Source organism: Kordiimonas sp. (assembly GCF_048264555.1).
Taxonomy (GTDB): domain Bacteria; phylum Pseudomonadota; class Alphaproteobacteria; order Sphingomonadales; family Kordiimonadaceae; genus Kordiimonas.
On record NZ_JBLXCX010000001.1, the window covers coordinates 344,368 to 356,099 of the forward strand.

Sequence of the window (11,732 nt, forward strand, 5' to 3'; positions counted from 1 at the left end):
AACTGAGGAATTGATGATGAAGAGTATATTGGCTGCACTCATGTTTTGTTTCACGCTTGGCACTACGCCCGCATTTGCACACGGCGAGGAAGGCCACGGCTTGAGCATCGAGAAAGCCTGGGCGCGCAAAACCAGTCGCACTGTGTCCGCCGCCGTGTACCTCACCATCACAAACGATACCCACAATATGGAGTTCCTGAACGGTGTCTCTACAGATATCGCCAACATGGCCATGATTCATCAATCCCGGGAAGTGGACGGCGTGATGCAGATGGACCATGTGGATACGCTACCCATCGCACCGGGGGAGACGCTTGAGTTCGCACCGGGCGGGTATCATGTCATGCTGATGGGACTGAGCAAACCACTCGCAAAAGGTGACGTGTTCACCATCACGCTGGACTTCGAGAACGCAGGCACCACACCGGTGATTGTTGAAGTAACGGGCCTGATGGGGCTTGAATAGGCCCGACTAGAGCCACCCCTGCATCTCGTTCCGCGCCACAGCATCTATCACACGCATACCGCCCTCGGTCGCGTTAAGACAGGGTATGTAATGGAAGTGGGTGCCGCCGTTCTCCAGGAACGTTTCACGCAGTTCCATATTGATCTCTTCCAGTGTCTCCAGACAGTCTGAACTGAAGGCTGGCGCCAAGACGGCCAGTCGCTTCACGCCATCCTTCGCAAGCTTCTCTACCGTTTTGTCTGTGTAGGGGCTGACCCATTCGGTTGGGCCAACCCGTGACTGAAAGCTGGTTAGAAGCTCATCCTCAGACTTGCCCAGATGCTCCCGCAACAATCGGCTGGTTTTAAAACACTGACAGGGGTACGGGTCGCCCTTATCCCAATAGGACTTGGGAATGGAATGGTAGGACGCCAGGATCTTCTCAGGTTGCCAGTCAAGCGCGGCGAGTGACGCGGATACCGACCCTGCCAGTTCCGCCGCAAAGGCGGGATGGTCAACATAAGCCGGTACCGTGCGCACCGCCGGTTGCCAGCGCATCTCCCCAAGTATTTCAAAAACCTTGTCGTAGGCTGTGGCCGTCGTGGTGGCGCTATATTGCGGATAAAGCGCAAATGCGAGGATACGGTCGCACCCTTTCGCGCGAAGCGCCTCAAGCCCCTGCCGGGTTGATGGCTGACCATAGCGAAACGCCCATTCCACCTGCGCGGCCCCCCCAAACATCTGCTGTAATTTTTCGGCCTGGTCCCTTGAGTGAGTGCGAAGCGGCGATTCACCACGCTCATAATCCCAGATCTTGGCATATGCCTTGGCTGATTTGGCTGGGCGGAAGGTAAGGATGGGTCCGTAAAGAATGGGAAGCCATATTGGCTTTGGCGTTTCGATCACGCGAGGGTCGGACAGAAATTCTGCCAGATAGCGGCGCACGGCACCATAGGTCGGGGCGTCTGGCGTACCGAGGCTAAGAAGCAAAATGCCCAACTTGCCGCTTTTAACCGAAGGATGCTGATCGTTCATATCACTATAACCAAAGCCATTGTTTCAACACACTCTTTCCTACGACATACACACTGCTTTAGCTCATAAAAAAACACGATTTCTGCAATCGCTGCGACCATTTGCCCAATGCCACCGGTTCGCTTATTGCAAAATACGGACAAGCATCTGCCCCGCATCCCGCACAGGGTCGGTGGCAACTGCCAGAACCCAGCCGTCATGCGGCGCGTGGTAGTTTCTAAGGGCCGTGCCGAACGGGTCGTAAAGGGTTGCCACCAGTTGTCCCTTTTTCACTCTGTCGCGAAGTGCCGTGTGAAGCACAGCCAAGCCGCCCTCGTCAGCAATCACATTGCTGTAGTGCGTACCAACGATAGGGGACCCTTTTGGCCGACGTGGCGTCCCTTCAAGAAACCCGCTCGTGATCAGCATATTCTCAAGGCCCGCCACAGCTTTCTCAATCAACTCATCCTGAAAACGCTTTGGCGCACCAATTTCAAACGTCACGGCGGGAACTCCTTTCGCCAGCAGCGCGGTCTCCAGCGTGCCCTTCTCGCCCTTGTCATTCTTGATCATCTCCGGCAGCAGGGCATACGCCATCTTGCGCGCGGTGTTATTCCTGAAATCCGCAAACACAAAAAGCGGGTAAGCTGTGCCGGTTGTTTGGGTGTGCAGATCAACAGCAAGGTCTGTGCCGGGCAGGAATAGGTCCTCCCATAGATGGCGCACATAAACTGCTTCCGCCTCACCCCGCTTTTGGTTTCCTGGGAAGGCACGGTTGGGATCACCGCCATATGGGCCAAAATTGCGGCTGTGCGCTTCCATACCCGGTTGGTTAACGCCGGGAACGGCAACAATGATTCCTGAAAGCTCAGCGGGTGTGATGCCTTCAAGCAACCGATGGATGACACGGATACCGTTCAACTCATCGCCGTGCACTGCAGCCGTGAGAAGCAGCTGCTTGCCTGCCTTCTCGCCCTTCAGCACAATCACTGGCACGAGTACTGGTGCACCGGTACCACGCGCACCCGCCCGGAAGTAGAAATGATGCCGCCCGGGCGCAAGGCCCTTTGCCTCTAGCCGATCAATCAACGGCGGCACGCCTGTCTCGCTTGACGCAGCTGCTGTCAGGCTTCCAAACGACACCGCCGCACACAACACGGCCAACACAAGTTTCACGGCGAATGCCACCAGATAAACTCCTTCAAAGGATTTTTCGCCCACATATTCGCAGACCCACGCACCGTGTTGCAATCATCATTCTGTTACTGTTGAGAAATTTGGGTTGCACGCACAAACCAGCTAATGCCAAATAGGGTGGAAGGAGAGCTCCCCATGGGCGCCAATTGCTGCCATGACGTTAAATTTGAAGGCATGGACCCACGATACCGTCGTGCCCTTGTCCTTGTTATTTTAATAAACGCAGTGATGTTCCTCATCGAAATGCCTATGGGTTTTGTTGGCAACAGCCAGGCCCTGAAGGCAGATGCGCTCGACTTTCTTGGTGATACCTGCACCTACGCGCTCTCCCTCTATGTGATTGGCAAGGCTGCCAGCCTGCGGGCGAAAGCCGCTCTCTTTAAAGGGCTGAGCCTTAGCGCAATGGGGCTTTGGGTCTTGGGTTCCACCTTCTACACGGTGCTTTACCTGAAAGAACCACAGGCTTTCATCATGGGCTCAGTAGGTGCGACGGCACTGGCAGCCAATATCGCCAGCGTGCTTCTTCTTGTGCGCTTCAAGGATGGTGACGCAAATGTGCGGTCCGTCTGGCTCTGTAGCCGCAACGACGCCATCGGAAATGTCATGGTTATGATCGCGGCATCCGGTGTGTGGGCAACAGGCACCGGCTGGCCCGACCTGATCGTCGCCGCGATTATGGCGAGCATTTTCCTCAGTGGGTCGTTCAGCATCATCAAACAGGCCCGGGCGGAACTGGCCCACCTAAGCCACCACGCTGCCGCAGACTAGGGGCCGCTCATGAGCCACACACAATTTTCGCTCCTTGGAACCCGGCGGTTCCTTGCCATTTTTGTTACGCAGTTTCTGGGGGCCATGAACGATAACCTGTTCCGGCAGGCGTTGATCATGCTGATCACCTACCGCATTGCCGAACAGATGGCGATGCAGCCCGCTGTGCTGAACAATCTGGCTATCGGGCTTTTCATCCTGCCCTATTTTCTGTTCTCAGCTCTGGCGGGCCAGCTCGCCGACAAGTTTGACAAATCGAAACAGATCGTCTGGATCAAGCTTTGGGAGGTGGCTTTGATGCTGGTCGGCGCGCTTGCGTTCCAGCTTTCAAGCCTGCCATTGATGATTGCAGTTCTATCTGGCCTTGGCTTGCAAAGCACCTTCTTCGGGCCGATCAAATACAGCATCCTACCGGAGCTCACGAGCAAGGATGAACTTCTGAGCGCCAACGGCCTGATTGAGGCTGGCACCTTTGTTGCCATCCTTCTTGGCTTGTTGGTTGGTGGGCTTCTTGTGCTTCAGCCGGGTGGTACGGACAAGATGGCGATGCTGATGATCACACTGGCCATCATCGGCACGATATCCGGTAGCCTGGTCCCACGCACCGGGGCCGCGGCACCAGACCTGAAACTCAACCTCAATATTTTCACCGCAACTGGCCAGCAGGTTAAAGCGGCGTGGCAGCATGAGATCGCCCGCCCTGCCATCATTGGCATCAGCTGGATCTGGCTATATGGTTCCATCTATCTCACGCAAATCCCGGACGTCGTGAAAAATCGGCTAGGCGGGGATGAAACCGTCGTCACCATCATCATCGCATGTTTCTCGGTCGGCATTGGCGTCGGTTCACTGATGTGCGCAAGGTTGTTGAAAGGCGAAATTTCGGCCAAGCTTGCAAAGCCCGCGCTCTATATGCTGATGGCCACGAGCCTGCTGCTGTATCTCTCACTACCGGGTGAAAACGGCGTTACGCCCGACGAGATTATCGATATCGCAGGGTTCCTGGCGACACCCACAAACTGGATTGTGCTGGTGCTGCTGATTGGCGTGGCAGTCTCTACTGGCATGGTCATTGTGCCGTTTTACGCCATCTTGCAAGACCGCAGCAAACGCAGCGAACGCTCACGCATGATCGCCGCCAATAACATCTTCAATAGCGGCTTTATGGCGGGTGGGTCCATCATTGCTGCCATCCTGATTGTGTTGGGGCTGTCCTCATCCGAGATACTGCTGGTTTGCGCGTTTGGGAACCTCGCCATCGTGCCTGTTGCGGCGGCGCTTATGAAGCGAATGATGTAATAAATATGTGCATGAACGCCTTGAAATAGATACATTTGAATCAAAGGCTTGTGGCTTGGTTCACCTGCTGCCTATAGTGACAGAGAGAAGGAGTTTTTGTGACCCGCATCTTCAGTAGACGCAAGCGCCCGGTGCTTGAAGCAATAGGACAGATTTTCATCGTCCTCTCGCTCCTCGGTGCTATTGCATATGGTGCGGGCCTGTACCCTGAAGGTATCCTGTGGCAAGCGCTTGTGAAAATGAGCGCAGTCGGTTTCCTGGCCCTATTTGTTGGCATCAACCTTCGTACCTTCAGCCATCTGCTTCTGCTGCTGGCGCTTATCGGGTCGGTTGCCGGTGATGTGCTTCTGGTCCTGCCGCATGATCAGGCTTTCCTTCGCGGGCTCATGGCGTTCGCGGCGGCACATATTATTTTCATTATTCTGTATCTGGTTAACAGGCAAAGGCTTGGTGATGTCAGTAACGCACGGTTACGCACAGCGGCCCTTCTATGGGCAACCGCCTTTATCGCCTGCTTTATCATGTATGAAAAACTGGGCGATCTGACCATCTACGTCTTTGCCTACACGGGCATCCTCACACTGATGGCGACGATGGCGCTTTTGAGTAAATTCCCACCCAAGTTGGTTGGCTTCGGTGCCGTGCTTTTCGTGGCGTCAGATGCTGCTCTTGGCGCTCGGCAGTTCATGGATGTACCAGCCTATGTTGGTTATTTTGTCTGGACCAGTTATTATCTCAGCCAACTTCTAATGACCCTGGGGGTGATGCTGACCGATGACCGGCCAGCAAATTATGGCGGGTACCGATTTGACTAATCGGGCATTTCCGCCCAAAAGACGTCATTCGGTTTCAGGATAGAAGGTCATGATCAAAGTGGACCAGGATAAAAGAAAACTACAAAAGAAAGCCGCAACGCTTGTCGAGGCCCTGCCTTACATGCGCAAATATGCGGGCGAAACATTTGTTATCAAGTATGGCGGGCATGCCATGGGCGACCCGGCGCTTGCCAAACAGTTCGCGCAAGATATCGTCCTCCTCAAGCAGGTCGGCATAAACCCTGTTGTTGTGCATGGTGGTGGCCCACAGATTGGCCAGATGCTCTCCCGCCTTTCTATTGAAACCGAATTTGTCGATGGCCTTCGTGTAACGTGCAAGGCAACGGTCGAAGTGGCGGAAATGGTGCTGGGCTCGATCGGTAAATCCATCGTGGCAGACATCAATGAAGCTGGCGGGCGCGCCATTGGCCTCTCGGGTAAAGACAGCACCATGGTCACCGCCACCAAGATGGCGCGGACCAAACGTGACCCGGATTCGAACATCGAGAAAGTGATCGACTTTGGGTTTGTGGGTGAGCCAACCACCGTTGACCCGCGCATTGTTGAGCAGTGCATCTCGAACGGCATCATTCCGGTTATTTCGCCAATCGCGCAGGGTGAAGATGGCAATACCTATAACATCAACGCGGATACCATGGCCGGGGCGATTGCCGGGGCGCTGCACGCACGGCGCTTCTTCCTGCTCACTGATGTACCCGGTGTGCTAAACAAGGGAAAAGAGCTACTGACAGAGCTGGACCGCAGCGACATCGAGGCACTGGTGGCGGACGGTACGATCACTGGCGGCATGATGCCGAAGGTTGAGACCTGCCTGAACGCTGTCGATCTCGGGGTAAAAGGGGCTGTTATTCTTGATGGCCGCGTGATGCACGCAATGCTCCTTGAGATTTTCACTGAGCGCGGTGCGGGTACCCTTATCCGCCTTTAGTTTCGTTTGTCCGGCCCAACCATCTGGCTTGGGTCGGTCCAGCAGTCAAAATCTTCTTCCGAGACAAAACCAAGCTTGAGCGCTGCCGCCTTTAGGGTCGATTTTTCATCGCTCGCGAGCTTGGCAATCTGCGCCGTTTTATCATACCCAATATGCGGCACAAGAGACGTCGCGAGCATCAGGGAGCCTTTTAGAAGGCTCTCCACCCTCTCCTCATCGGGCGTCAGACCCAGAAGACACCGCTCCGTGAAACTGGCTACCGCCGTCGCCAGCAGATTGAGCGACTGCAGCACATTAAAGGCTATCACCGGCTTGAAGGCATTGAGCTCATAATGGCCCTGGCTACCTGCAATGGTAACGGTGGTATGATTCCCCATAACCTGCGCGCACACCATGGTCAGCGCTTCCGCCTGGGTCGGGTTCACTTTGCCAGCCATGATGGAAGAACCGGGCTCGTTTTTTGGCAGCAGCAGTTCACCAATGCCGCCACGCGGACCAGAGCCCATCATGCGAATGTCATTGGCGATTTTCATTAGCGCTACCGCTGCACCGTTCAACACGCCCGAGAGCGCCACAAGCTCGTCATGTGCGCTGATACCCGAGAATTTATTCTCCGCTGGGGTGAAGGCCAGCCCCGTGTTGGTGCTAAGATGGCGGCAGAATATAGCCGCAAAGTCTTCATGACAGTTGATGCCCGTGCCAACAGCCGTGCCGCCCTGCGGTACCGCCAGAAGTCTGGGCAATACATCATCCGCCGCTTTCAAGGCAGCCTCAAGCTGCGACTGGTAGGCTGAGAAAACCTGATCAAAGGTGATGGGTGTAGCATCCTGCAAATGGGTGCGGCCAAGTTTGATAATATGACCAAACCGCGACCTCAGCGCCTTGAAAGCCTCAACCATGCGCTCAAGAGAGGGCTTCAGTTCTGATGTAAGGCTCATGGCGCTTGAGATAAGCATGACCGTCGGGATCGTATCATTTGATGACTGCCCCATGTTTACATGATCGTTGGGGTGCACAATATCCTTCGCGCCGCGCGCGCCGCCCATCAGCTCCGCCGCACGGTTCGCGATCACCTCATTTGCGTTCATATTACTTTGTGTACCCGAGCCCGTTTGCCACACGGGCAGCGGGAACTCATCATCATGCTTGCCTGCGATAATCTCGCCAGCGGCGGTAATAATCGCGTCGGCAACGGCCTGATCCAACAATCCTAAGGCTTTGTTTGCTTCTGCGGCGGCCTTCTTTTGCTGAGCCAAAGCACGAATGAACGGGATTGGCATGCGTTCGGTACCAATGGGGAAGTTTTGCAAACAGCGCTGGGTTTGCGCGCCCCAAAGCCGGTCAGCGGGCACCTCAATCTTGCCAAGTGAATCGCTCTCAACGCGGGTTTTGTTCACGGGAACGCTCCTGCTAATGAAAATTTGTGCTGCCCGATAGCACCACAGCTTTCACCCTATATTGTGACAGATCTACGCCTGTTCAACAAAATAGCTCAGGTGCCAATCAAGCTCGTTTTCATCGATTGGATATTTGTTGCCGTCTTTTGCGCTTAGAAGCTGGGCGGTAGGAACAAGCGCATAGCGGGTCTGCAACTCATAGGCTGTGCGCATACCAAGGTTGGCTTTCCAGGCAAGCGCGGTAACAGCCCGGCCGCTTTTGGAATGGATAATCTGGCGCACAGTGGCCGCCGGCAGATCAGCCATCACCGCGAGGCATTGTAGCAACAACTCACGCCTGTTGGCCTCAATCTGTTCATGCACAAACTTGTCGTCAAGCATGCCTTTCTGGAAATACTCAAGCGCGCGGGCCGCCAGCTTGGCCTCTTCATCATCACCCACCCGCTCTTCGCTCAAGCGGTCACGCACACGCTCCAGAAGGTCTTCCGCCTGATCTTCCGGCAACTTAGCCTGTTCCATCATCGCATGCACAAGGGCAGACGCCACAAACCCGGCGATGCGTTTCATCGCGCGAATGGAGAGCTGGGGGCGCAGCGCCAAGGGTTCATGCAGTGCCTCTATCGAGGTTGCATGGTCGATAATCTGATCAAGGGTGTCCTCCCTGATCTGCGCACTTGCGTTCGCGAGCAACGCCGCAATGGCGGGCACATCAAGCGTCGCAGCTACGTCATCGGAAATTTCAGCTGGCAGGTTGGAGCGGCTGGCAATCGCTTTCAGCGCACCCTCGCTCACACCAGCCGCGATAATCTCCCGAAGATCATCGTCGTTCAGAAGGGGCGAATATTGCAGGATGGGCCCACAGACAATGGCTTCAACGTCTCGTGCCAGCCTGTCAATCAGGTCTTTTGGCACCTGATCACTGCTTTTGATCTCATCCGCGACAATGGCACGTACTTTTGGAAGTTGGTCTGCAGCCAGTGTTTCAAGCACCTTGATGGCTTTTTCACGCAGCGCCGTTTGCTCACCGGGCGCAAGCCCCGGCACAAGTCGGCCGATCTTGCGCGCCAGTTCCTGTCTGACTTCCTCGTCATCGTCGGAGATCAGTTTTTCTGCAGCCTGTATTGGTGTGGCCGGGTTTTGTGCAATAGCTTTGCGCACTTCGGGGGAGGCGTCTTCGGCCAGATAATATAAAACCTCAGGCCTCGCATCCTCCCGAAGCGCCAGTGCGTGCCGCTCGCCCGGTGTGCCGCCCTGCAAAATCTGTTGTTCATGCTCTTTGGTCAGCGTTTTGGGCAAGCCTTTTGCCCCGCCGTCCCTGGCTTTACCGCCTCCCCCCAAAAGCGATTTTAGCTTCCCGAGCATATCATGCATCCTCCGCCACTATGTCGGTTTCATCCCTTGCGATCGCGATATCGCCACGCCCCGAGCCCTTCACTTCATACAACACTGCATCCGCCCTATCGGCAAGCTCAACAAACGAAAGATCAACACCCGGCCGTGACTGGCATAGCCCTATCGACGCATTTAAGCGAAGGTCCTCACCACCAATGGCTTTTCTGATTTCAGGCATCATGTCTAAAAGCGCCCGGATTTTATCCGCCGCCTTCTCCGCCTTCATGTCCTCCAGCCATAAGACAAATTCGTCACCACCATATCGCCCTGCGTAGTCGCAAGGCCGGATCATATTCTGCATGGCATCCGCCACCATTTTCAGCGCTGTATCACCAGCTTGGTGGCCAAGGGTGTCGTTTACTTCCTTGAAATGATCGAGATCGATAAATACCAAACACCCGGAAAGGTCTGTACGGCACTGGTGTTTGAGCCGGGCTTCTACAGTCTCAGCTAGGGCGCGACGGTTGAGAAGGCCGGTCAGATCATCCTTGCTTGAAAGCCTGTATAGCCGGTCGATAAGTTCGGCCTTGCTAAATGCCGCCGTGAGCACGCCTGCAACGCCATCAAGCAACTGCTTCTCTTGGTCTGACCATGGACTAACCTCAGTGTCCCGGCTGATAATCACCATGCCCAACGCCTGATCGTTGAGATCAAGGCGTATGCCCAAATGCGCACGGTCCTCCCCCTCGATCACACCAGCGCCAGATCGGCCATCAAACGAATGCCAGATTGTATCCAGATCCAGTATCTCATGCCGGGACCCAGTGATGGAAATCGGCACCAGCCCTTCGTGATATTTAACAACGGCCCAAACCATGTCTGCCCGCAGCATTTCCTGCAACGCTTCAGACGCGTTATCCATCAACTCCTGCGCAGTTTCAGAGCTGTTCAGGCTGTTTGTAATGCGCTGGAGTAGCGTGAAACGGAGGCTGTCCTGCTTGGCTTTACGCTCCGCCAGAAACCGAGCTGTCATGTCACGGCAGGTGCCACGCAGGGAAATTCTGTTTCCGTTTTCATCCAGTTGCGGGTGAACGGCAAAATGAAGCCACCGCCGTTCCTGCCCTTCAAGCTGCACTGGCACCGCGTCAAAATGGGCTGACACCTTCGAGGCAAAAGGGTTACGCACCGGGGCGTCACCCTTAGGCCAGAAAAGCTGGCTCGCTGCTCGGCCAAGCCACATCTCTGTCTTGAAACCAAAAGCCTCAACAGGCGTGATAAAACGAAAATTCTGGTCGGCATCGACCTCAAAAGCGACGTCAACCGCCGAATCGAGTAGTTCCTTCAGTAGGGCGCGGCTGCGCATCAAGGCTTCGGTCACCTTGTCTGGCAGCGTGGTATCCCTGCCAACGATGATACATTCGTCGCCCTCTGGCACCGCAACCAGCCAAAAATTCGCGCCTGCCACATCTTCAAACCGCCCGTCACAGGGCACATGAGACGCGCGGGCTTTGCGCACCAACTCAGTGAGCGTAGGCTCGCCTTGCCGCCAAAGCGCCACCAAGGGAGATGCTTGGCGGGACTGATCACAAATGTTACCCTTGGCATCGATGCGCAGCACACAGCCCTCGGCTGAAGCAAGGCCGCCCGAGCCACCATGCTTTTTCCAGGACGCAACAAATTTCGCCAATGTGCTCACAAATGGAATTCCAAAACCAAGCAATGCCCTCAATAAACTAGAATAAACATTGTTAATGTAGATTTAACAGTGATTTGGGCATAATTCTAAGACTTATGTTGGATTATAAAAATCAAAGCTTCCACCCAGCCTTCGATGATAATCGAAACACCTGGGTATTTGACCTCGACAACACGCTTTACCCGGAGAAGTGCAACCTCTTTTTGCAGATCGACCAAAAGATCGGTGAGTATGTGCAAAGCTTGCTCCGGCTAGCCCCGGAAGAAGCGCGAAAAGTCCAAAAAGGATACCTTCTGGAACATGGCACGACGTTGAAGGGCCTGATGGCCAACCATAAGGTTGACCCCTATCACTATCTTGATCATGTGCATGATATCGACTTCAGCCCCATTGCGCGGGATGATGCGCTGCGTGATGCGCTGACTAAGCTGAGGGGTCGCAAGATTGTGTTCACGAATGCAGACCTCCCCTACGCGGAGAAGGTCCTCGACCGGCTCGGTATCGCTGATCAGTTCGAAGCGATTTTTGACATCCACGAGGCTGCGCTCGAACCCAAACCGAAGCGCGAGGTCTACGACAAGTTCGTAAAGAAGTTTGAGATAGACCCATCAAAAGCCGTCATGTTCGAGGATATGGTACGCAACCTGAAGCCCGCCCACGCGCTGGGCATGGCAACAGTCTGGATCAATACGGGCAGTGTTTGGGGGCAAGCGGACTATGATGCCTCATTTGTGCATGCAGAAACAGACGAGCTCACCAACTGGCTGCAGGCTTTTTTAAACCGCTAGATAAGGAATTCTAGGGTATCTGAGGCGCAGGT

At 54.9% G+C, this 11,732-nt stretch carries 11 protein-coding genes; 6 read left to right on the forward strand and 5 right to left on the reverse strand.

All coding sequences use genetic code 11. The annotated features are described in order from the left end of the window. Positions 1-16 precede the first annotated feature (16 nt). Positions 17-466 (forward strand): copper chaperone PCu(A)C, encoded by a 450-nt coding sequence (locus ACN0XZ_RS01640; protein ID WP_417455965.1) that lies wholly within the window; start codon positions 17-19, stop codon positions 464-466. A gap of 6 nt (positions 467-472) precedes the next feature. On the opposite strand, the gene hemH is transcribed toward ACN0XZ_RS01640, so the two are convergent. Both hemH and ACN0XZ_RS01650 read right to left on the reverse strand, forming a co-directional pair. Beyond that, a complete protein-coding gene (gene hemH, locus ACN0XZ_RS01645) occupies positions 473-1,480 on the reverse strand; it encodes a ferrochelatase (protein WP_417455966.1) in 1,008 nt (335 codons plus the stop codon). Positions 1,481-1,603: 123 nt separating this feature from the next. Continuing rightward, complete coding sequence (locus tag ACN0XZ_RS01650) at positions 1,604-2,647, reverse strand: succinylglutamate desuccinylase/aspartoacylase family protein (protein WP_417455967.1); 1,044 nt, start codon at positions 2,645-2,647, stop codon at positions 1,604-1,606. A gap of 144 nt (positions 2,648-2,791) precedes the next feature. Between ACN0XZ_RS01650 and ACN0XZ_RS01655 the strand changes: the two genes are divergently transcribed. The 4 genes from ACN0XZ_RS01655 to argB all read left to right on the forward strand — a co-directional run bounded on the left by ACN0XZ_RS01655 (position 2,792) and on the right by argB (position 6,487). After that, on the forward strand, positions 2,792-3,424 hold the full coding sequence (locus ACN0XZ_RS01655) for a cation transporter (protein ID WP_417455968.1): 633 nt from the start codon (positions 2,792-2,794) through the stop codon (positions 3,422-3,424). 9 nt (positions 3,425-3,433) lie between these two features. After that, positions 3,434-4,723, forward strand: a complete 1,290-nt coding sequence (locus ACN0XZ_RS01660; protein WP_417455969.1) for an MFS transporter — start codon at positions 3,434-3,436, stop codon at positions 4,721-4,723. A gap of 98 nt (positions 4,724-4,821) precedes the next feature. Continuing rightward, positions 4,822-5,538 carry a lysoplasmalogenase family protein gene (locus tag ACN0XZ_RS01665; RefSeq protein ID WP_417455970.1) on the forward strand — a complete coding sequence of 239 codons (717 nt, stop codon included), beginning with the start codon at positions 4,822-4,824 and terminating at the stop codon, positions 5,536-5,538. A 49-nt stretch (positions 5,539-5,587) separates the two neighbouring features. Continuing rightward, positions 5,588-6,487 carry an acetylglutamate kinase gene (gene argB, locus ACN0XZ_RS01670; protein WP_417455971.1) on the forward strand — a complete coding sequence of 300 codons (900 nt, stop codon included), beginning with the start codon at positions 5,588-5,590 and terminating at the stop codon, positions 6,485-6,487. Here the strand turns inward: argB and ACN0XZ_RS01675 are convergent. The 3 genes from ACN0XZ_RS01675 to ACN0XZ_RS01685 all read right to left on the reverse strand — a co-directional run bounded on the left by ACN0XZ_RS01675 (position 6,484) and on the right by ACN0XZ_RS01685 (position 10,912). Next, positions 6,484-7,884: a class II fumarate hydratase gene (locus tag ACN0XZ_RS01675; protein ID WP_417455972.1), complete on the reverse strand. Its 1,401-nt coding sequence runs from the start codon at positions 7,882-7,884 to the stop codon at positions 6,484-6,486. The genes argB and ACN0XZ_RS01675 overlap by 4 nt on opposite strands. A 72-nt stretch (positions 7,885-7,956) precedes the next feature. Beyond that, entirely contained in the window at positions 7,957-9,246 is a 1,290-nt protein-coding gene (locus tag ACN0XZ_RS01680; RefSeq protein ID WP_417455973.1) for a DUF2336 domain-containing protein, read from the reverse strand. A gap of 1 nt (position 9,247) precedes the next feature. Beyond that, positions 9,248-10,912, reverse strand: coding sequence for a diguanylate cyclase (locus ACN0XZ_RS01685; RefSeq protein ID WP_417455974.1), 1,665 nt, complete (start codon positions 10,910-10,912; stop codon positions 9,248-9,250). Between the two features lie 95 nt (positions 10,913-11,007). On the opposite strand from ACN0XZ_RS01685, the gene ACN0XZ_RS01690 reads away from it, so the two are divergent. Further along, entirely contained in the window at positions 11,008-11,700 is a 693-nt protein-coding gene (locus ACN0XZ_RS01690) for a pyrimidine 5'-nucleotidase (RefSeq protein ID WP_417455975.1), read from the forward strand. The last annotated feature ends 32 nt before the right edge of the window (positions 11,701-11,732 follow it).